Source organism: Kitasatospora sp. NPDC088779, from assembly GCF_040685395.1.
Lineage (GTDB): Bacteria > Actinomycetota > Actinomycetes > Streptomycetales > Streptomycetaceae > Kitasatospora.
On record NZ_JBFBHW010000034.1, the window covers coordinates 15,828 to 35,848 of the forward strand.

Annotated in this window: 23 protein-coding genes and 1 pseudogene; 15 read left to right on the forward strand and 9 right to left on the reverse strand. The window is 75.0% G+C overall.

All coding sequences use genetic code 11. The features are described 5' to 3' along the window. The first annotated feature begins 27 nt into the window (after positions 1-27). A complete protein-coding gene (locus AB0P03_RS27375) occupies positions 28-468 on the forward strand; it encodes a PPOX class F420-dependent oxidoreductase (RefSeq protein ID WP_363585638.1) in 441 nt (146 codons plus the stop codon). 105 nt (positions 469-573) lie between these two features. On the opposite strand, the gene AB0P03_RS27380 is transcribed toward AB0P03_RS27375, so the two are convergent. Then, a complete protein-coding gene (locus AB0P03_RS27380; protein ID WP_363585639.1) occupies positions 574-777 on the reverse strand; it encodes a hypothetical protein in 204 nt (67 codons plus the stop codon). After that, the gene (locus tag AB0P03_RS27385; protein ID WP_063346968.1) at positions 774-1,043 is read right to left on the reverse strand and encodes a DUF1876 domain-containing protein; all 270 of its coding nucleotides are present in this window, start codon (positions 1,041-1,043) and stop codon (positions 774-776) included. Before AB0P03_RS27385 ends, AB0P03_RS27380 begins: the two co-directional genes overlap by 4 nt. Positions 1,044-1,198: 155 nt before the next feature. Here AB0P03_RS27385 and AB0P03_RS27390 point away from each other — a divergent pair, with 155 nt between their 5' ends. The 9 genes and pseudogenes from AB0P03_RS27390 to AB0P03_RS27430 all read left to right on the forward strand — a co-directional run bounded on the left by AB0P03_RS27390 (position 1,199) and on the right by AB0P03_RS27430 (position 8,695). Then, a complete protein-coding gene (locus AB0P03_RS27390; RefSeq protein WP_363631387.1) occupies positions 1,199-2,041 on the forward strand; it encodes a YndJ family protein in 843 nt (280 codons plus the stop codon). Continuing rightward, positions 2,038-2,550 (forward strand): DUF1990 domain-containing protein, encoded by a 513-nt coding sequence (locus AB0P03_RS27395; protein WP_363631389.1) that lies wholly within the window; start codon positions 2,038-2,040, stop codon positions 2,548-2,550. Before AB0P03_RS27390 ends, AB0P03_RS27395 begins: the two co-directional genes overlap by 4 nt. 85 nt (positions 2,551-2,635) lie before the next feature. After that, the gene (locus AB0P03_RS27400; RefSeq protein ID WP_363631391.1) at positions 2,636-3,376 is read left to right on the forward strand and encodes a hypothetical protein; all 741 of its coding nucleotides are present in this window, start codon (positions 2,636-2,638) and stop codon (positions 3,374-3,376) included. A 114-nt stretch (positions 3,377-3,490) separates the two neighbouring features. Next, positions 3,491-3,892: pseudogene (locus AB0P03_RS27405) on the forward strand (thioredoxin domain-containing protein); the annotation flags it as partial. A gap of 154 nt (positions 3,893-4,046) precedes the next feature. Further along, entirely contained in the window at positions 4,047-4,781 is a 735-nt protein-coding gene (locus AB0P03_RS27410; protein ID WP_363631392.1) for an alpha/beta hydrolase, read from the forward strand. A gap of 157 nt (positions 4,782-4,938) precedes the next feature. Beyond that, positions 4,939-5,157 (forward strand): hypothetical protein, encoded by a 219-nt coding sequence (locus AB0P03_RS27415; protein WP_363631394.1) that lies wholly within the window; start codon positions 4,939-4,941, stop codon positions 5,155-5,157. Beyond that, positions 5,154-6,596, forward strand: coding sequence for an NAD(P)/FAD-dependent oxidoreductase (locus AB0P03_RS27420; RefSeq protein ID WP_363585645.1), 1,443 nt, complete (start codon positions 5,154-5,156; stop codon positions 6,594-6,596). The genes AB0P03_RS27415 and AB0P03_RS27420 overlap by 4 nt, the downstream gene beginning before the upstream one ends. 169 nt (positions 6,597-6,765) lie before the next feature. Continuing rightward, a complete protein-coding gene (locus AB0P03_RS27425) occupies positions 6,766-7,860 on the forward strand; it encodes an exo-alpha-sialidase (RefSeq protein WP_363631395.1) in 1,095 nt (364 codons plus the stop codon). 73 nt (positions 7,861-7,933) lie between these two features. Further along, positions 7,934-8,695, forward strand: coding sequence for a GNAT family N-acetyltransferase (locus AB0P03_RS27430; RefSeq protein WP_363631397.1), 762 nt, complete (start codon positions 7,934-7,936; stop codon positions 8,693-8,695). A gap of 62 nt (positions 8,696-8,757) precedes the next feature. On the opposite strand, the gene AB0P03_RS27435 is transcribed toward AB0P03_RS27430, so the two are convergent. Then, positions 8,758-9,615 (reverse strand): DMT family transporter, encoded by an 858-nt coding sequence (locus AB0P03_RS27435; protein WP_363631399.1) that lies wholly within the window; start codon positions 9,613-9,615, stop codon positions 8,758-8,760. A 74-nt stretch (positions 9,616-9,689) separates the two neighbouring features. Between AB0P03_RS27435 and AB0P03_RS27440 the strand changes: the two genes are divergently transcribed. Together AB0P03_RS27440 and AB0P03_RS27445 are read left to right on the forward strand one after the other, a co-directional pair. Further along, on the forward strand, positions 9,690-10,556 hold the full coding sequence (locus AB0P03_RS27440) for a MurR/RpiR family transcriptional regulator (protein WP_363585649.1): 867 nt from the start codon (positions 9,690-9,692) through the stop codon (positions 10,554-10,556). 66 nt (positions 10,557-10,622) lie between these two features. Further along, the gene (locus AB0P03_RS27445; RefSeq protein WP_063346980.1) at positions 10,623-11,669 is read left to right on the forward strand and encodes a LacI family DNA-binding transcriptional regulator; all 1,047 of its coding nucleotides are present in this window, start codon (positions 10,623-10,625) and stop codon (positions 11,667-11,669) included. 70 nt (positions 11,670-11,739) lie between these two features. On the opposite strand, the gene AB0P03_RS27450 is transcribed toward AB0P03_RS27445, so the two are convergent. Together AB0P03_RS27450 and AB0P03_RS27455 are read right to left on the reverse strand one after the other, a co-directional pair. Beyond that, a complete protein-coding gene (locus tag AB0P03_RS27450) occupies positions 11,740-12,252 on the reverse strand; it encodes a GNAT family protein (protein ID WP_363631401.1) in 513 nt (170 codons plus the stop codon). 158 nt (positions 12,253-12,410) lie between these two features. Further along, positions 12,411-12,863: a molybdopterin-dependent oxidoreductase gene (locus AB0P03_RS27455; protein WP_363631402.1), complete on the reverse strand. Its 453-nt coding sequence runs from the start codon at positions 12,861-12,863 to the stop codon at positions 12,411-12,413. 414 nt (positions 12,864-13,277) lie between these two features. Between AB0P03_RS27455 and AB0P03_RS27460 the strand changes: the two genes are divergently transcribed. Beyond that, positions 13,278-14,873 carry a PucR family transcriptional regulator gene (locus AB0P03_RS27460; RefSeq protein ID WP_363631403.1) on the forward strand — a complete coding sequence of 532 codons (1,596 nt, stop codon included), beginning with the start codon at positions 13,278-13,280 and terminating at the stop codon, positions 14,871-14,873. An 82-nt stretch (positions 14,874-14,955) separates the two neighbouring features. Here the strand turns inward: AB0P03_RS27460 and AB0P03_RS27465 are convergent, their stop codons facing one another. Beyond that, positions 14,956-15,423, reverse strand: coding sequence for a MarR family transcriptional regulator (locus AB0P03_RS27465; RefSeq protein ID WP_063350998.1), 468 nt, complete (start codon positions 15,421-15,423; stop codon positions 14,956-14,958). Positions 15,424-15,552: 129 nt separating this feature from the next. On the opposite strand from AB0P03_RS27465, the gene AB0P03_RS27470 reads away from it, so the two are divergent. Beyond that, entirely contained in the window at positions 15,553-16,335 is a 783-nt protein-coding gene (locus AB0P03_RS27470) for a class III extradiol ring-cleavage dioxygenase (RefSeq protein WP_363631404.1), read from the forward strand. Between the two features lie 22 nt (positions 16,336-16,357). On the opposite strand, the gene AB0P03_RS27475 is transcribed toward AB0P03_RS27470, so the two are convergent. The 3 genes from AB0P03_RS27475 to AB0P03_RS27485 form a co-directional block, all read right to left on the reverse strand. Then, positions 16,358-17,005 carry an NAD(P)H-binding protein gene (locus AB0P03_RS27475; RefSeq protein WP_363585655.1) on the reverse strand — a complete coding sequence of 216 codons (648 nt, stop codon included), beginning with the start codon at positions 17,003-17,005 and terminating at the stop codon, positions 16,358-16,360. Between the two features lie 233 nt (positions 17,006-17,238). After that, positions 17,239-17,625, reverse strand: a complete 387-nt coding sequence (locus AB0P03_RS27480; protein ID WP_363585656.1) for a VOC family protein — start codon at positions 17,623-17,625, stop codon at positions 17,239-17,241. 4 nt (positions 17,626-17,629) lie between these two features. Continuing rightward, complete coding sequence (locus AB0P03_RS27485) at positions 17,630-18,196, reverse strand: GNAT family N-acetyltransferase (protein WP_363631406.1); 567 nt, start codon at positions 18,194-18,196, stop codon at positions 17,630-17,632. A gap of 260 nt (positions 18,197-18,456) precedes the next feature. On the opposite strand from AB0P03_RS27485, the gene AB0P03_RS27490 reads away from it, so the two are divergent. Beyond that, complete coding sequence (locus AB0P03_RS27490) at positions 18,457-19,995, forward strand: AMP-binding protein (protein ID WP_363585658.1); 1,539 nt, start codon at positions 18,457-18,459, stop codon at positions 19,993-19,995. Positions 19,996-20,021 lie beyond the last annotated feature (26 nt).

Consider the following 20,021-nt stretch of genomic DNA (forward strand, 5'->3'; position numbering starts at 1 on the left):
CCGGTCCCCACGCCAGAGGGAGGACAGATGCACGACCGATCCGACCAGCTCGCCGACAACAGATACCTCCTGCTCACCACCTTCGGCGAGGACGGCACCCGCCAGGACTCGCAGATCTGGGTGGTGCCCGACGGCACGGCGCTCGGCGTCTGGACCCCGGCCCACTCCGGCGAGGCCGAACGGATCCGGCGCCACCCCCGGGTGCTGGTCGGCCCGTGCGACTCCCACGGGCGCCCGACCGGGCGGCCGGTGCCGGCCCGCGCACGGCTCTGCGACCCGGACGACACCGCCCGCTACCGCACCTCGCTGATCAACAAGTACGGCCTGACGGCGCTGATCGCCCTGGCCCGCAGCCGGTTCCGGGTCGGACTGGCCGGGACGGTCGGCATCCGGATCACGCTCAACGAGCTGGAGCAGCGGCTGGTCGGGCCCGAGTGGCAGCTGCCGACGACGTACTGCGTCAACTGACCCCGTCGGGCCACCTGATGACGCCGGGGGCAGGACCGGGCACGGACCGGCCCGGCCCCCGGCGCCGTTCGCGTGGTGAAGCGTTCGCGCTGCCGGGGAGCGCTGTCAGGGCCCGTCGTCCGGCGCCTTCGCCAGGTCCCCGGGTTCGCACGCCTCCCGGCCCGTCGCCACGTGCACGACCCTGACCGCCCGGTCGGGGCCGCCGGGCACGACCTGCTGTTCGTGCCCGCAGCGCGGGCAGATCAGCGGGATGCGCGGACGGTGCTCCCGGCCGCCGGCGTGGCCGCCGTCCGGGTGCGGGGCGCTCACGTCAACGGGTGGGTCGGGACCGGGCTGACCTCCTGGATCTCGCCGTGGGCCTTGGTGAGCAGCTGCGAGGCCAGGTCGTTGAGGGCTCTGGCCCCCGCGATCTCCTCGCCGACCCGCAGCTGTTCCGGGTCCGAGGGGTGGCGGCTGCTGTAGCCGTGGGCCCGTAGTTCCCTGCCGTCGCGCAGCCGCAGCATGGCCGCGGCGGTCGTGCGCGGGCCGTCCTCGCGGAACTCCATCTCGATGTGCCAACCGACCAGAGTCTGCATGGCGGATCACCTCCATCGGTTACTCCTCCAGAGTGCGCCGCACCCACCGTGAACACCAGGGCAGGCGGACCGGGGGCGAGTTGAACGCGTTCAACTCTGCGGCGTAGAGTCGTCGACGACCAAGATTTGAACGCGTTCAAGGAGGCGCTTCCGGCATGGGCAAGGGCACGACGGAGCTGGTGAACCTGCTGGTCCTGCTCGGTATGGGCGCCGTCGTCCCGCTCGGCCTCGCCCTGATCGGCGAACCCGGCCTCGCCCGCGTCCGCCGGCTCTGGCCGCTCGCCGCCGTCCCCGGCGCGCTCTCGCTCTGGCTCCCGCGCGGCGGCCTCGCCACCGGCAGCGCCGCCCTCTACGCGCTCGGCACCCTGGCCGTCGCCCTCCACGCACCGCTGCGGCTGCGCCGGACCCGCTCGCTCGCGCCCGCCGAACTCGCCGTCCTCACCGCGCTCGCCGCCCCGGCGGTGGCCGGCACCGCCCTGGTCGCCGAGCGCTCCGGCTACCCGCTGTTCGACTTCGAACCACACGTCCTGGCGCTGACCGTCCCGCACTTCCACTACGCCGGATTCACCGCCGCCCTCGTCGCCGGGCTGGTCTGCCGCAGCACCCGGGCGGGTTCCGGCGCCGCCCGCTGCGCCGCGCTCAGCGTGCCGGCCGGGACGCTGCTGGTGCTCGCCGGGTACTTCCTCGGCACCTGGGTCCAGTTCGCCGGGGCCTGCGTGCTCACCACCGGGATGTGGCTGGTCGGCCTGGTCACCTGGCGCGACCTGCGGCCGCGCGCCGCCGACCCGGTCACCGCCCGGCTGCTCACCGCCTCCTCGGCCGTCCTCGCCCTCACCATGCTGCTCGCCCTGTGGTGGGCCCTCGGCCAGGCGTCCGGGCTCCCCCACCCCACCCTGGCCTGGATGGCCGCCACCCACGGCGTCGGCAACGCGCTCGGCTTCGCGCTCTGCTCGCTGCTCGCCTGGCGCCGGATCACCACCGCGGAGGACCACCGATGACCGACCTCAGCTACCCGGAGCAGGGCGCCAGCGCCACCGGCCACCTGCCCGGCGGGTACCGCCACCTGCGCCACCGGGCGCTCGTCGGCCGGGGCCGCCCCGCCCTGGAGGTGGCCGGGGCCGCCCTGCTCGGCTGGCGGATGCACCGGCTGGCCGGCGTGCGGATCGACGCCGACGCGGACCAGGCCGCCCCCGGCGTCGCCGTGCACTGCGCGATCGGCGTCGGCCCGCTCCGGGCCGGCGCCCCCAACCGGGTGCTGGCCACCGTCGACGGCCCGGACCGGTACGGCTTCACCTACGGCACCCGGGCCGGCCATCTGGCCCGCGGCGAGGAGACGTTCCTGGTCGAACTGGAGGCGGACGGGGCGGTCTGGTTCAGCGTGACCGCCTTCAGCCGTCCGGTCGCCCGGTACGCCCGGCTGGCGGGGCCGCTGCTGCCGCTCGCGCAACGGGCCTTCGCCCGGCGCTGCGGCCGGGTCCTGGCCCGGATCGCGGCGGACGCGGGGTAACGCCTTGGCCCGACGGGCGGGCCGTCCGACATGATCACCCGGTGATGCGCACACAGTCGGCCCCCGACGTCACCGCGGGGCAGCCGTGACCAGCTTCCTGACCCACCGGGCCCGGGTGCACGACGAGCGGCTGCCGGCGCGCCGCCGGTTCAACGCCCTGCGGACCTGCCTGACCTGCTTCGCGCCGTACGGCTTCCGGGCCACCTACCACCACCTCACGCTCAGCGCCCGGATGCCCCGGCTGCTGGAGGCCGACCCGGACTCGCTGGTGCGGGCCGTGGAGGAACTGCACGAGGCACGGGTCCTGTGGCTGGCCGGGGCGCAGGAGTACGCGGCGCGGCGCCGGGCGGAGAAGCGGGCCGGGCGGCGGCAACCGCCCGAGCCGGTGTGGTGGAACCGCCCCTGGTGGGGCGCACCGGACGCGGCCTGGCGGGCGGACCCCTTCCTCCACCCGCCGCTGCGGCTGCCCGACTACGTCCGTCGGCAGAACGCGCTGCTGGACGGCGCCGAACTGCCCGGCTGCCCGGCCTGCGGGGACGAGGAGCCGGTGCTGTCGCGCTCGACCGGCCACGGCCTGGCCGAACTCTGCCGGACCTGCGCCTGGGTGCGGCAGCCGTGCCCCTGCGGACGGTGGCACAGCTTCGAGCCCGCCCTGCGGGTCGGCTGGAACCGCATCTGGCAACGGCAGCACCTGATCGGCGACGCCACGCCGAACCCGCGCTGGCCCGGCGTGCAGGGGCCGGCCCGGGTCGAGCGGCTGGCGGTGTACGAGGTCTCCCGCCCGTGGGGTTTCCGCTCCGCACGGTGTGTGGCGCCCGGGCGCTGAACCGGCGCGGGCAGCTGCCGGCAGAGGCGGCCACCGGCGCGCGGCCGCGGAATACCCCGTCGGGGCGCGCGGTTGTCGCGAGCACGTGATCGGTAGCGCCGCCTCCGGAAGGGAAGGAATCGCGAGATGAGCAGCACGGTCGAGCTGACCAAGGAGAACTTCGACGACATCGTCCCGGGTCCGGAGGGCCAGGACTTCGTCCTCATCGACTTCTGGGCCGGGTGGTGCGGGCCGTGCCGCCAGTTCGCCCCGGTGTACGAGAAGGCGGCCGAGCGCCACACGGACCTCGTCTTCGCCAAGGTGGACACCGAGGCGCAGGTGGAGCTGGCCGCCGCGTTCGGGATCCAGTCGATCCCCACGCTGGCGATCATCCGTGAGGGCGTGCTCGTCTTCTCGCAGGCCGGTGCGCTGCCGGAGTCGGTGTTCGAGGACCTGATCGGCCAGGCCAGGAAGCTGGACATGGCCGAGGTGAAGCGCAAGGTGGCGCAGGAGCAGGCGGCCGGGGGCCAGGCCTGACCCGCCCGGGCGTCCGGGCGTCCGTTCGTCCGAGGGCCCGGGGAGTCGCGCTCCCCGGGCCCGGCCGCTCGGAAATCCGGACGAAGTCCGGCCGGGGTCGGTCCTAGAGTCGTCCGCGACGGAGATCCCGCCCGACCGCGAGGAGCGACCCACCATGAGCACGTTCGTACTGGTCCCCGGTTTCTGGCTCGGCGCCTGGGCCTGGGACGAGGTCGCCGCGCCGCTGCGCGCCGCCGGGCACACCGTCCACCCCGTGACCCTGCCCGGGCTGGCGGAGCGCGCGGGCGAGGCCGAGCCGATCGGGCTGGCGGAGCACATCGCCGCGCTGGCCGACCTGCTGGTCCGCGAGGACCTTTGGGAGGTGGTGCTGGTCGCGCACAGCGGTGCCTGCGCCCCGGCCGGCGGTATCGCGGACCGGATGCCGGAGCGGATCCGCCGGGTGGTCTACCTGGACAGCGGCCCGATGATCGACGGCGGTTCGCTGTACGACCTCTGGCAGCCCGACCACCGTGCGGCGGCCGATGCCTCGGTGGTCGACGGCCGCCTCCCGATGCCCTCCTGGGCCGACCTCGCCGCCGACGGCGCCGACGTGGAGGGCCTGGACGAGGCCGCGCTCGCCCGGATCCGCGAGCGGGCCACCCCGCACCCGGCCGGGGCGTACCGGGACCGGCTGCGGCTGACGGGCGCCTCGGCCGCGCTGCCGCAGGCGCTGGTGACCTGTTCCTTCCCGCTCGCCCAGGTGCAGGCGATGATCACGGCCGGGCACCCGTGGTTCGCCGGGCTCGACGGGCCGAACTGGGAGCTGCGCGAACTGCCCACCGGGCACTGGCCGATGTTCTCCCGCCCGGCCGACACGGCGGCGGTGCTGGCCGAGCTCGCGGCGCTCTGACCCGCCCTCGGCTCCCACCCGCCCTCGACTCGGGCCCGTCGGCGGGTTCGACTGCGCGAAGCCCCGCCGGCGTCGCAGGATGGGCACGGCGCCGGGCACGCGGCCCGGCGCCCGTCCGGCCGGGGGCCGGATCCCACGGGAAGGCGAGCCCCTGCGGATGCACGCGGAGCGCGAGAAGTGGCCGCCGGAGGCCGTTCGGGTCAGGCTCGGGTACGAGACGAACGGCAGCCGCGGGCCGACCTCCCGGAAGGTCGCCCTCACCGGCGCGCCGGCCGACGCCCGGCGCGCCCGGCTGCTCGACGTCCGCGACCACACGCCCGTCACCCTGGCCCTGCGGGCCGGGGTGGCCATCGACACCACGGAGGACCGGGTATGACCAGCAGCGCCGAGGAGTACGACGTCATCGTCCTGGGGGGCGGCCCGACCGGCGAGAACGTCGCCGACCGGACGGCCTCCGCCGGGCTGCGCACGGTCGTCGTTGAGGCCGAACTGGTCGGCGGCGAGTGCTCGTACTGGGCCTGCATGCCGAGCAAGGCGCTGCTGCGCCCGGTGGCCGCGCTGGCCGAGGCCCGCGCGGTGGCGGGCTCCCGGGAGGCGGTCGGCGGCAGGCGGCTGGACCCGGCCGCGGTGCTGGCCCGGCGGGACTCCTTCACCTCGCACTGGAACGACGACGGCCAGGTGCAGTGGCTGCGGGACGCCGGCATCGAGCTGGTGCGCGGCCACGGCCGGCTGGCGGGCGTGCGGACCGTCACCGTGGAGGCCGAGGACGGCACCGAACGGGTGCTCACCGCCCGGCACGCCGTCGCCGTGTGCACCGGCAGCCGTCCCGTGCTGCCCACGGGCGTGCCGGGGCTGGCGGAGGCCCACCCGTGGACCAACCGGGAGGCGACCGCCGCTCCGGCCGTGCCCGGGCGGCTGGCGGTGGTCGGCGGCGGCGTGGTCGGGGTGGAGCTCGCGACCGCCTGGCGGGCGCTCGGCTCCGAGGTGGTGCTGCTGGTGCGCGGCGACCACCTGCTGCCGCGGATGGAACCGTTCGCGGGCGAGCTGGTCGCGGAGGGCCTGCGCGAGGCCGGGGTGGACCTCCGGTTCGGGACGGAGGCCACCGCGCTGGAGCGGGCGGACGGCGCCGGGCCGGTGGTCCTGACGCTCGGTGGCGGCGAGCGGCTGACCGTGGACGAGGTGCTGTACGCGACCGGACGGGCCCCGCGCACCGCCGACGTCGGGTTGGAGCAGGTCGGGCTGAAGCCGGGCGGCTGGCTGGAGGTGGACGACAGCTGCACCGTGCTCGGCGTCGACGGCGAGTGGCTGTACGCCGCCGGGGACGTCAACCACCGGGCGCTGCTCACCCACCAGGGCAAGTACCAGGCCCGGATCACGGGCGCGGCGATCGTGGCCCGCGCCCAGGGGCGTGCGCTGGACACCTCCCGCTGGGGCGCGCACGCCGCGTCGGCCGACAGCGCGGGCGCGCCGCAGGTCGTGTTCACCCATCCGGAGGTCGCCGCCGTCGGACTGACCCTGGCGGCGGCCGAAGGGGCCGGTCTGCGGGTCAAGGCCGTCGACCACGACTTCGGCGCCGTCGCCGGGGCCTCGCTGTACGGCGACCACTACCGCGGCCGGGCCCGGGTGGTCTTCGACCTGGACCGCGAGGTGCTGGTCGGCGCCTGCCTGGTCGGCCCCGGGGTCGCCGAACTGCTGCACTCGGCGACCGTCGCCGTGGTCGGCGAGGTGCCGATCGACCGGCTCTGGCACGCCGTGCCCTCCTACCCGACGATCAGCGAGGTGTGGCTGCGGCTGCTGGAGGGCTGCCGGGGGTGAGCCGGGCGGGTGAGCCGGACGCACGGGTGAGCCGGACGCACGGGCCTTCCTGGTGAGCGGGCCTTCCGGGTGATCGGGCGCGGCGAGATGTGGCCACCGGTGGACGGCGGGACACTGGGCGCCGGGGGCCGTCCCGGGGGGCCGTACTCGTCACCAGGTGGTGTGGGGCATGACCGAAGTGCTGTTGGCCGTCGGAACCGAGAAGGGCCTCTTTCTCGGCCGCAGCCGCGACCGGCTGGACTGGGAGTTCAGCGGGCCGCACTTCCGGATGAACGCGATCTACTCCGTCTCCATCGACCGCCGCGACGGCCGCACCCGGTTGCTGGTCGGCGCCGACAGCAGCCACTGGGGGCCTTCCGTCTGGCGCTCCGACGACCTCGGCGCCACCTGGTACGAGCCGCCGCGGCCGGCGATCCGCTTCCCCGAAGCCACCGGCGCCTCGCTCACCAGGGTCTGGCAGCTCCAGCCGGCCGGCCCGGAGGCCCCCGGCGTCGTCTACGCGGGCACCGAGCCCGCCGCGCTGTTCCGCTCCGAGGACGGCGGCGAGACCTTCCGCCTGGTCGAGTCGCTCTGGAACCACGCGCACCGGACCGACTGGGGCGCCGGCTACGGCGGCCAGGGCCTGCACACCGTCGTCACCGACCCCCGCGACCCGCAGCGGCTGCTGGTCGCCGTCTCCACCGGCGGCGTCTACCGCAGCAAGGACGGCGGCGACAGCTGGGAGCCCGCCAACACCGGTCTGCGCGCCGAGTTCCTCCCGGAGGAGGGCCAGTACCCCGAGTTCGGCCAGTGCGTGCACAAGATCGCCCCCGACCCCGTCGACCCCGACCGGCTGTACCTGCAGAACCACGGCGGTGTCTACCGCAGCGACGACTGGGGCGCGAGCTGGCGCTCCGTCGCCGACGGACTGCCCGCCGCGTTCGGCTTCGCCGTCGCCGCCCACCCGCGCCGGGGCGACACCGCCTACCTGTTCCCGCTCAGCGGCGCGGACGACCGCATCCCGCCCGACCACCGTTGCCGGGTCTTCCGCACCACCGACGGCGGCACCAGCTGGCAGCCGCTCGCCGACGGCCTGCCCGGCGAGGACCACTACGGCATCGTGCTGCGCGACGCGCTGCGCACCGACGACGCCGAACCGGCCGGGATCTACTTCGGCAACCGGACCGGCGACGTCTACGGCAGCCACGACGAGGGCGAGAGCTGGTCGTTGCTGACTTCCCACCTGCCGGACGTGCTCTGCGTCCGCGCCGCGGTGGTGGCCTGACAATTCGGTTGCCCCCGGGAGCGCTCTCGTCGACCATGACAGCGGACGAACGACCGTACGAATGGGGCTTGGTGTGACCGAGACGGATTTGATGATCGGGCGTAACGGCGAGGGCGTACCGGTGGTGCGCTACCTCCCGGGCGAGCGGGAGGGCCGGCCCTGGGCCGACCTGCTGGAGGTGGTGGACGAGACCGGCGGCATCGACCCGGTGGAGTTCGTGCGCACCGAGATGGCCGGGTGGGTGGTCTCCGGGACGCCCGAATTCGGCCTCGCCCTGCTGGAGCACGGCGCCACCGTGCTCCGGCACGCCCACGCCATGCGGCGCGACCTGGTCGCCGACCCGCCGCCCGCCGACTGGACCGGGGCCCCGCTGCACGGCGGCCTGCGGGCCGTGCCCTGCGACCGCGCGCCCGAGGACCTGTTCGAGGCCTGGCGGGCCGCGTTCGCCCCGGGGCACCCGGACCACTTCGCGGGCGACGACCGGCAGGCGCTGGCGGAACGGATCGCCCCGCTGCTCGCCGGCGAGGTCATCGGGCCGGTGCTGCCGTCCAGCCTGCTCGCCGTGGACGCGCAGGACCGGGTGGTGGCCGGGATCGTCCTCACCGACCGCGGCGGCCTGCCGTGGATCGCCGACGTCTTCCGGCACCCGGAGCTCGGCTACCGGGGCCTCGGCGCGGACCTGCTGCGCCGCGCCCTCGCCGACGCCGCCGAACGCGGGCTCGTCGAGGTGCAGTTGGCCGTCACCGACGGCAACCCGGCCCGCCGGCTCTACGAGTCCCTGGGCTTCGAGCTGCTGAGCACCGCGCTGACCGTGATCGTGCCGGAGAAGGGCTGACGGCCACCGGGCCCTGTCCGGCCGGTCTCGGGGGGATCGGCCCGCGATCGGCCGGACAGGGCCTACGGCCGGGCCAGCTCCAGGACGGCTATCCCGGCCAACACGGTGAGGCTGGCGCTCAGCCGCAGACGGCCGAGCCGCTCGCGGAACACCACGGTGGCGATCAGGGCGGCGATCACGATGCTCGTCTCGCGCAGCGCCGCGATCGTCGCCAAGTCCCCCCGGGACTGCGCCCACACCACCAGGCCGTAGGCCGTCAGCGAGAGCACGCCTCCCGCGATCCCCACCGGCACCACCTTGCCGACCCCGGTCAGCAGCGAACGGCCGCGCCGGGCCCAGGCGATCAGCGCGAGCGTCGGCCCCTGCAACAGGAACAGCCAGGCCACATAACCGCCGACCGTCCCGGCGTGCCGGACGCCGCTGCCGTCCAGCACCGTGTAGACGGCGATCATCACGCCCGTCCCGGCGGCGGCCCCGAGCGCGGGCAGTTGCGCCCGCCCCGGGACGCCCTTGGCGAAGGCCAGCCCGATCAGGCCGCAGGAGATCACCACCACGCCCAGCAGCTCGCCCGCGCCCGGGTGCTGACCGAGCACGGTGGCCGACAGCAGGGCCACCAGCAGCGGCGCCGAGCCGCGCGCGATCGGGTACATCTGCCCGAAGTCGCCCAGCTGGTAGGCGCGTAGCAGCAGGACCGTCGACGTCGTCTGGACGGCGACCGAGGCCAGCAGGTACGGCCAGGACGAGGCCGCCGGCAGCGGGTTGAGCAGCACCAGGGCGAGCGCGCACGCGGTGTAGGTCAGGTTGATCAGCGCGAAGCCGACCAGCTTGTCCGCGATCCGGTGGGCCAGGCCGTTCCAGACAGCGTGCAGCCCGGCCGCGGCGAGCACGGCCACCGGCACGGCCGGCACGATCTCGGACATGGCGAAGCTCCCCTCCGACGGCCTTCCGGCGATCCGGCACGGCCTGGAACCGAATTCCACGCTACCCTAGCGCCATGGAAGGACATTCCGACATGACGCCCCTGGAGTCCCAGCTCGCCGCGCGGATCCGGGCCCGGCTCGGCGACCTGCGCGGCGCCGAGGCGCGGGTGGCCGAGGTGGTGCTCGACCGGGGCGCCGGCCTGGTGCACCTGAGCGTCAGCGACGTCGCCGCACTGGCCGGCACCGCCCCCTCCTCCGTGGTCCGGGCCTGCCAGCGGCTCGGCTTCCGCGGCTACCAGGAGCTGAAGATCGCCGCCGCCCGGCACTCCCCCGCCACGGCCCCGGCCCCCGCCGACGACGCGCGCGACCCGGCCGCCCGGGCCCTCGCCGACACCCTGCGGGCCGCCCGCGCGGCCCTGGACGGGATCACCGCCACGCTCACCGCCGACGACCTGCGGGCGGCCGCCGAGGTGCTGGCCGGCGCCGGCCAGGTGGTACTGGTCGGCTCCGGACTGTCCGGCGCGGTGGTACTCGACCTCGCCTACCGGCTGCGCGCGCTCGGCCTGCGCGTCGACGCCCCCGCCGACCCGCTCACCGCCCAGCTGGCCGCCGCCCAGCTCCCGCCCGGCGGCGTCTGCTTCGCGGTCAGCCACGGCGGCGCCACCCCGCTGGTGATCGACGCCGCGCGCCGGGCCCGGGCGGCCGGGGCGGCCGTGGTCGCGCTCACCAGCTACGCCCGCTCACCGCTCACCGAGACGGCCACCCACACCCTGGTCGCGGGCGGGCAGGACCTGGTCTTCGGCCTGGAGACCACGGCCAGCCGGCTCGCCCACCTGGCCGCCGTCGACGCGCTGGCCCAGACCCTGCTGGCGCTGCGCGGGCGACCCGCCGAACAGGCCCTCGGCCTCTCGGCGGACATCACCGCGGACCACACGTACTGACCGCGGCGGGCGTCCGGCGGCGACGGCAGCCCGGAGCCGTCGGAGGCGCTGTGTAGGCTCGCGGGCATGGCGAGGGTGACACGGGACGATGTGGCGCGGGTGGCGGGGACGTCCACGGCGGTCGTGAGTTATGTGATCAACGACGGGCCGCGGCCGGTGGCGCCCGCGACCCGGGCGCGGGTGCTCGCGGCGGTCGAGGAGCTCGGCTACCGCCCCAACCGGGTCGCCCAGGCGATGGCACGGCGGCGGACCAACCTGCTCGGCATGGTCGTGCCGGACGCCCGCCAGCCGTTCTTCGCCGGGCTCGCGCACGCCGTCGAGCAGGCCGCCGCCGACCACGGCCGGCTCCTGCTGATCGGCAACTCCGACTACGTGGACGAGCGCGAGGCGCACTACATCCGCGCGTTCCTCGGCATGCAGGTCGACGGGCTGATCCTGGTCACCCAGGACCCGGCCACCCCCGGGCTCACCGGCTTCGACGTGGGTGACGGCACCTCGGTCGTGCTGCTGCACCACCGGGCGGAGACCGCCGACGGCGTCGCGGTGGTGGCGGACGACGAGGGCGGCGCCCGCGAGGTGGTCCGGCACCTGCTCGGGCACGGCCACGCCGAGGTGCACTGCTTCGGCGGCACCCTCGCGCTCAGCCCGCACGACCCGGTCACCGGGCGGACGGCCGGCTGGGCCGCCGCGCTGGCCGAGGCCGGGCTGGCGACCGAGGGGCGGCTGGTGCCGGCGCCGTTCGACCGCGTCCGGGCGCACGCCGAGGCGCTCGCCCTGCTGGCCCGGCCCGACCGGCCGTCCGCCGTGTTCTGCACGACCGACGACCAGGCGATCGGCCTGCTGCGGGCCGCCGACGACCTGGGCATCCGGGTGCCGGAGCAGCTCGCGGTGGCCGGTTTCGACGACATCGCCGAGGCGGTGATCGCCGGCCCGGCGCTGACCACCGTCGCGACCGCGCAGGACGAGATGGCCCGCGCCGCGGTGGACCTGGTCCTCGGCGGGGCCGAGCGGCGCTCCACCGGCGCGCGGACCTTCCCGGCCCGGCTGGTGCTGCGACGCACCTGCGGGTGCCCGGCGCCGGAGCGGGCGACCGCGGGCGCAGCCGCGATCTGACTCCGCGTCACGCGCGCTCCGGTTCGGTCGAGGCGCTGCCGGGCCGCCCACCACCGCGCGGGCGCACCGGTCAGCGGAGTTCGTCCGCGAGGAGGTCCATCAGCAGGTTGTCGTGCCAGGTGCCGTCCGGGCCGCGCTCGTACTGGCGCATGGTGCCGACGGAGCGGAAGCCGACCTTCGCGTAGCAGCGGATCGCGGCCGTGTTGTCGGCCGCCGGATCGATGATCAGCCGGTGGTAGTGGTGGTGGTCGACGAGGTGGCGGGCCAGCGTGCGGACGGCGTCGGCGCCGAGGCCGACGCCGTGGACCTCCGGGTCGAGGTAGATGTCGATGCCGGCGTGCCGGTACTCGTCGTCGTTGTTGGCGTACCACTGGATGGCGCCGACGATCTTCCCGCCCACCTCGACGGCGAGGGTCTCGGTGTCGGGCTCCTCCAGGTCGCTGGCGACGGCGTCGGCGAGGTCGTCACCGCCCCGCCAACGGGCGAACACCTCGGGCGTGCCGCGGATGGCCGCGAGCGCCGGGATGTCGTCGGTGTCGGCGGTGCGGAGGGTCACCAGGGTGCCGTGCAGAATCGTCCCCATATGGGGCATGTTGGCACGGAAACAGGCATCCGGCGAGCTGTTTTCCGGTATTCCCCGCGATCGCCCGCACCCCCTCCGAGCAGCGACGATGCTCCACCGCGAAGCACTCGCCGAGAGCGGGCCCCGGGGCGGGGCCAAGGCCCGCCCGCGGCCGGGGCTCAGGCCTCCGGTTCACCCAGCGGGCCGAGCCACACGGCCGTGACCCCGCTGACGTAGCGGGCGCCGCAGTGGTCGTCGGGGACGACGAGCTGCGGGCCGGCGGCGTCCAGCGGGGCGCCGTCCATGCTGGTGGCCAGCAGGATCCGCTGGCCGCCGAAGTCGGGGTCGATCTCGGCCCAGGAGACGACGGCCCGGTGGCCGTCCGCGCCGCTGACCGACAGCAGGAAGCGCAGCCGCTGCTTGCGGCCGGAGAAGTCGATCCGGGGCCGGGCCGCGCACAGCACGTCCCAGAGCGCGGGCCCCTCGTAGTCGTGCCGCTGCTCGCCCTCGGCCAGGCAGTCGAAGCTGACCTCGACGCGGTGCGCGGGGAGGGCGCGCAGCTGGTCGACCGACAGCTCGGCGGGCCGGTCGAAGTGGCCGTGCAACCGGACGGTGGGGCTCGACGGGGTCATGGCGCTCCCTCCTCCCGGGCCGCGCCGCCGCGACCCGGGAGGGGGTTACCCGAGGGAGGGCCCGGGCATTCGCAGCTGCGGCACCGAAAGGATGATTTCAGCGGTATCTGCGATGGGTGAAGCCGCTTACCGCCAGCAGCTGCGATGGCACGGGCGGGCATGTCCGAGGAGACGGCTCGACGCGCCCCGCACCGGCGGAAGCCGATCGAAGCCGGCGGAAACCGCTGGAAGCAGCACCGCAATCGGGTGGACGACTGGTTCCGCACACCCGCCGAGGGGCCCACGCTGGATGATCCGACAAGAAGAATCACTGCCGCATGACTTGCATTTACGATGCCCAAGAGCACCTGAACCTTGCACTTGCGAGGCACAGCCGGGCGCGGCACGCAAGGGCGAGAGCGAGATGAGCGAGAGATGATCGTCGGCGACCTGCTGCACCTCGACGACCTGGACATCCGCCTGGCCTGGGGCACCCCGGACCTGCTCGACCGCCCGGTCACCGGGCTCAGCTCCACCGACCTCCAGGACCCGGCCCGCTACCTCCAGCCCGGCGAACTCGTCCTCACCGGCCTGGTCTGGTGGCGGCCCGCCGACGCCTCCGGCGCGCTGCGCTTCGCCACCGCCCTGCGCAGCGCGGGCGTGGCGGCGCTGCTGGCCGGCGAGGGCACCCACGGCAGCGTCCCGGACAGCCTCGCCGACGCCTGTCGCACCCACGGCATCCCGCTGCTGACGGTGCCCGCCGGAGTCAGCTTCCGCGCCGTCACCGACCGCGTCTACCTGCGGCTCTGGGGGGACCTGCGGGTCGGCGCCCAGGACACCGCGGCAATCCCGGAGACCGTCCGGCACGAGCTGCTCGACCTGCTGCACGCGGACGCCGGGGCCGGCGAGGTGCTGGCCCACGCGGTCGGCCGGCTCGGGGTCCCGGACTGCTCGATCACCACCGCCGGCGGCCGGGCCGTCGCCGCCACCGCCGCACCCGCACCCGCACCCGCCAATGCCGCACCTACCACCGCCGCATCCGTCCCGCCCGCCGGGCGCGGCGACACCGGGCTGCCCGTCGGGCCCCAGGACGGCTCGCCGTTCGACGGTTGGCGGCTGCGCCCGCACCTGCGCTCGGCGGCGGCCGAACCGGCGCTCCAGTCCCTGGCCGAACTGCTCGCCCCGCTCGCCGCCCGTGCCCACGCCGACGCGAGCGCGCGGCGCCGGGCCGCCGGGCGGCTACTGGACGCGCTCGCCGGGGAGGCCGGGCTCACCGAGCCGCTCGCCGCCTGCGGGCTGGGCGGGGCCGAGTCGCTGGTGGCGGTCACCGCGCGGATCGACGGCGGCCGGGCGGGCGAGGCGGGTGCCGCGCCGGGCGACGGCCCGCCCGCCGCCTGGGCGGCGCACGCACTGGCCGAGGCACTGCACTCGCTCGGCGCGCCGTACGCCGCCGGGACCGACCGCGACGGGCGGTCCGCCGCGCTGGTCGCCGCGCCGGTCGAGCAGGTCGCCGAACGGCTGCGCCGGGCCCGGCCCGCGCTGCAGAGCCGGCTGACCGGCCGGCGCACCCTGCGGGTCGGCGTCGGCCCGGCCGCCCCGCCCGCCCCCGCCGCACTGCGGGCGGCGCTGGTGCAGGCCCGCTACGTCCTGGAGGGCTCGGCCGGCCCGGTCGGCAGCGCCGCCGAACTGGACTCGCTGGACGGACTGCTGCGCGGCATCCCGCCGGAGGTGACGGCCGCCTTCCACGTCCGGCTGCTGGCCCCGCTGGCCGCCCACGACCGGGAGAACAGCGTCTCGCTGCTGGGCACCCTGGCGGTCTTCCTGGACCACGACGGCTCGTGGGCGCGGACGGCCGAGGCGCTGTGCATCCACGTCAACACCGTGCACTACCGGATCCGCCGGATCGAGGAGCTGACCGGCCGCAGCCTGGCCAGGCTGCGGGACCGGCTCGACCTGCGGACCGCCCTGCTCTGCGCCCCGCAGCCGGCCCGGGCCCGGGCTCAGGCTCCGGCTCCGGCTCCGGCTCGGTAGATCGCCGAACGGGAGCGGCAGTTGCTGCTGCGGGGAGCGGCGCGGGGGGGGGACCGACTGAGGGGCTCGGGGCTTCAGGAATTCAGGGTGTGTCGTCGAGGCGCAGCCGGGCACTGACCTCGCCGAGGCTTTCGGCGAGCACGGCCAGCTGCTCGCGGGTGAGCACGTCGATCAGCAGCTCGCGGACCAGGGCGACGTGCCCGGGTGCGGCCTGCCGCAGCGACTCCCGCCCCTGGTCGGTGAGTTCGGCGATGACGCCGCGCACGTCGCTGGGACAGGAGCGGCGGGCGACCAGGCCCATCCGCTCCAGCTGGGTGACCTGGTAGGTGAGGCCGCTCTTGGAGGTGACCAGCTTGTCGGCGAGTTCGGTCATCCGCAGCGCGTGGGCCGGGGCCGCGGACAGGTGCACCAGGATCTCGTACTGCTGGTGCGAGAGGCCGGAGTCCTCCTTGAGCTGGCGCTCCAGTCGGCGGTTGAGCAGGTTGCTCGCGACGACGAAGCCCCGCCAGGCAGCCATCTCGTCCTGGTCCAGCCAGCGGGGTTCGTTCAGTGTGGACATGTGGTGAAGTCTACTCCTGTTGTTCAAATTCGAACGAAGGTGTACGGTCAGCGAGTAGAGGTTCAAATTTGAACTACTCTTCTGAGCCACCCGTTCCGTTCGACCCAGGAGGAGGACGCCATGAGCACCGCGGCCCCCGAGCGTATGCCCGCCCTGTACCTCTCGCACGGCGCGCCGCCGCTCGCCGACGACCCGGTCTGGCCCGGCGAACTGGCCGCCTGGTCCGCCGACCTGCCCCGGCCCAAGGCCGTCCTGATGGTCTCCGCCCACTGGGAGGAGGCACCGCTCGCCCTCGGCGCCGTCACCACCGTGCCGCTGGTGTACGACTTCTGGGGCTTCCCCGAGCACTACTACCAGGTCCAGTACGCCGCTCCCGGCGCACCGGCGCTCGCCGACCGCGTCCGCAAGCTGCTGCGCGCCCCCGGCACGCCCGTCCAGGACATCCCCGACCGCGGCCTCGACCACGGCGCGTACGTCCCGCTGGTGGAGATGTTCCCGGAGGCCGACATCCCCGTCCTCCAGATCTCCATGCCCACGCTCGACCCGCAGCGACTGCTGGAGATCGGCCGCCGGCTCGCCCCGCTGCGCGACGAGGGCGTGCTGATCGTCGGCAGCGGCTTCTTCACCCACAACCTGCGGGCGCTCAGCAACGACGGCCGGATCAGCTCGGTGATGGCCGAGTTCGACGACTGGGGCCGGCGCGCCCTGGACGCCCATGACCTGGACGCGCTGCTCGACTTCGAGCGCAAGGCCCCCGCCGGACGGCTCGCCCACCCGCGCACCGAGCACTTCGCCCCGCTCTTCGTCACCCTCGGCGCCGGTGAGGCCGACCTCGGCAGCCAGCGCAGCGTCATCGACGGGTTCTGGATGGGGCTCGCCAAGCGGTCGATCCAGCTGGGCTGACCGGGCTCGCCGTAACCGAGAGTCACAGCGCGCAGCAGGTGAAGCGCTCGCCGATGTGCTCGGGCTGCTCGGCCTCGTCGACCAGGGCGACCGCGTAGTCCGGCACCGAGATCCGGCTGCGCCCGGCAGCATCCGTGAGCAGTTGCTCCAGGCCCGTCCGGTAGCGGCCGGTCCGCTCCCCCGGGCCGATCTCGGCGGCCGGGCTGAGCACCGTCCAGCGGACGTCGGAGACCGCCCGGTAGTAGTCCAGCGCCGCGCCGTGCGCGTGCATGATCTCCAGCACCGGCTCCGGCAGTCCCGGCGCGTCCCAGACCCGCACCCCTGGCGCGGTCTCCAGGCTGCCCGCGCCACCGACCGCGATCAGCCGGGGTGCGGCGTCGCCGAGCGAGCGCAGGCCCTCCACCAGCGACCGCGCGGCCGGCTCGATCAGCGCCAGGTGGCCCGGGCCGTCGCCGCCGCCGACCGCGCTCACCAGGACGTCCTGGCCGGCCGCCACCCGGGCCACCTGGGCCCGATCCAGGACGTCCGCGCGTTCGACGAAGGCCGCCTCACCCCGGTAGTGGTCCGGGTCGCGGACCACCGCGGTGACTTCGTGCCCGCGCGCGGCCGCCTCCGCGACGGCGGCGCTGCCGATGGTGCCGTTGGCGCCGATCACGGCGATCCTGGCCATGGGGTACCTGCCTGTCTCTCGGGTGGTGGGGTCGGGGAAAATCGCCGCGACGTGGCATCAGCCAGGTTCGATTATCGGACGGTTCCACTGCGACGGCCCGAGACATCGGCCTGTCGTGTGACGGGTGCACCGGGCGGGGCGAAACGAACGGCCGCCGGGTCCTCGTGGACTCGGCGGCCGTTCGTTCAGGCGGTGGCCCAGGCGGTGGCCCGAACGTTGGCTCAGGCGTTGGCTCAGGCGTTGCCGGTGGCGATGCGCTCGGCCTGGCTGCGCTCGACGCACAGCTCGTTGCCCTCGGGGTCGCCCAGGGTGACCCAGCCCTTGCCGTCCGGGGTGCGGTGGTCGCCGAGCACCGTCGCGCCGAGCGCGACCAGGCGCTCCACCTCCTCGTCCCGGCTGCGGTCCTGCGGCTGGAGGTCGAGGTGGACCCGGTTCTTCACCGACTTGCCGTCGGGCACCCGGATGAACAGCAGCGAGGCGCCGGCGGACTGCACCACCGCCTCCTCGTCACCCGGGTTGTCGTCCTCGGCCAGGGTGCCGTCCAGCGCCTGGGCCCAGAACTGCGCGAGGCCGTACGGGTCGGCGCAGTCGATCGTCACGTGTCGTACCAGAGATCCCATCCGGCTACTCTGACCTGCCGTGTTCGGTTCCGTCCAGCCTTTTCCTGGAGTGCCGGTGACCGTCCGACGGGAACTCCGGCGGCAAGGCCGTCAGCACCTCCTGGAAGGCGTAGCCGCTCTTCTCCGCGACCCGGCAGGAGGCCGGGTTGTCCACCTGGTGCAGCAGGTCGATCCGGACCAGGCCATCGTCGGCGAGCACGTCGAAGGCCCAGGCGGTGAGCGCCACCACCGCGCGCGGGGCCACCCCCCGGCCGCGGGCGGCGGCCGCCGTCCAGTAGCCCACCTCGGCCGCCTCCCCGCCCGGGGTGCCGCGCTTGAGCGCGACGTTGCCGAGCAGTTCGCCCGTGCCGGGCTCCAGCACCGCGAGGCTGTACCGGCGGCCCTCCGCCCGGCCCCGGTACTGCAACCCGAGCCAGTGCGCGGCCTCCTCGGCGTTCCCCACCGGGACGCGGGTGAAGCGGCGCAGCGTCTCGTCCCGGTACGCCGCTATCAGGGCCGGTGCGTCCGCGTCCTCGAAGGGGCGCAGCAGCAGGCCCTCGGCCCTCGGGTGCGCGGTGGCGGGGGCGGTCACCGCAGTCCCCCGGCCTCGTGGAGGGTGCCCGGGTCGTCGGTCGCTCATGGTGCTTCTCCCCGTGGGTGTGTGGCCGTTCGCCGCGATCTTCCCAGCAGGAGGCCGGCCGGCCCACCGCATTGGTCGCCCGTCCGTTCGCGACGGGCTCAGCAGACGGAATCCGCCCCTTCCGCCCGACTTTCACCCTCCTTCCGCCCTTCCGCAGGTGACACCCCCGATCGGGGGTGTCCGGCGGGCGGCCGGGAGAGGACAGTGGGCGCATGCAGATTCCACTCTCCGTGATGGACTTCCTCGACCGGGCCGAGCTGGTCTACGGCGACCGGGTCGGCATCGTCGACGAGCCGGTGCAGCCGGCCGAATCCTGGGGCGAGCTGAGCTACCGCCGGGTCGCCGAACTGGCCCGGGCGCAGGCGGCCGGGCTGGACCGGCTGGGCGTCGGGCCGGGCGAGCGGGTCGCCGTCGTGTCGCACAACTCGGCCCGGCTGCTGACCTCCCTGTTCGGGGTGAGCGGGCACGGGCGGGTGCTGGTCCCGGTGAACTTCCGGCTGAAGGCCGAGGAGGTGGCGTACATCGTCGAGCAGAGCGGCGCGTCCGTCCTGCTGGTCGACCCCGAACTCGCCGACGCGCTGGACGGGGTGGCGGCCAAGCACAAGTTCGTGCTCGGCGCGGACAGCGACGCGCTGCTGCACGACTTCGACAACTCCCCCCGGCGGTACGAAATCGCCGAGAACGACACCGCCACGATCAACTACACCAGCGGAACCACCGCCCGCCCCAAGGGCGTTCAGCTCACCCACCGCAACATCTGGCTGAACGCGGTACTGATGGGCCTGCACTACGGCGTCGGCGACCGGGACGTCTACCTGCACACCCTGCCGATGTTCCACGCCAACGGCTGGGGCCTGCCGTTCGCCCTCACCGGGCTCGGCGCCCGGCACATCGTGCTGCGCAAGGTGGACGGCGCGGAGATCCTGCGCCGGGTCGAGCGGCACGGGGTGACCTTCCTCAGCGGCGCGCCCGCCGTGGTCCAGATGGTGCTGGACGCGGCCGCCGAGTGGGACGGCCCGGTGCCGGGCCGGGACCGGGTGCGGATCGTGGTGGCCGGCGCGCCGCCGCCGACCTCGGTGGTGCAGCAGGTCGAGTCCGAGCTGGGCTGGGAGTTCATGCAGCTCTACGGCCTGACCGAGACCTCCCCGGCGGTCACGGTCAACCGCTCGCGCGCCGAGTGGGACGCCCTGCCCGCCGCCGAACGGGCCGAGAAGCTGGTGCAGGCGGGCGCCCCGGCGCTCGGCACCCGGCTGCGGGTCGACGCCTCCGGCGAGGTCCTGGTGCGCTCCAACACCGTGCTGGACGGCTACTGGCAGCAGCCCGCGGCCACCGCCGACGCCCTGCGGGACGGCTGGTTCCACACCGGCGACGGCGGCGTCCTCGGCCAGGACGGCCAACTGACCATCTCGGACCGGAAGAAGGACGTCATCATCAGCGGCGGGGAGAACGTCTCCTCGATCGAGGTGGAGGACTGCCTGTACGGCCACCCGGCGGTCGCCGAGGCCGCGGTGATCGGAGTGCCGCACGAGAAGTGGGGCGAGACCGTCAAGGCGCTGGTGGTCCTCCGAGAGGGCCAGGAGGCCGTCACCGAGGCCGAGTTGATCGCGCACTGCAAGCAGCGGCTGGCCGGCTACAAGTCGCCCACCTCGGTGGAGTTCCGGGCGGCCCTGCCGCGGACCGCCACCGGGAAGCTACAGAAGTTCCGGCTGCGCGAGCCGTACTGGACGGGGCGGGATCGGCAGGTCGGCTGAGGCCCGCCACCGGCCGACCGGGCGCG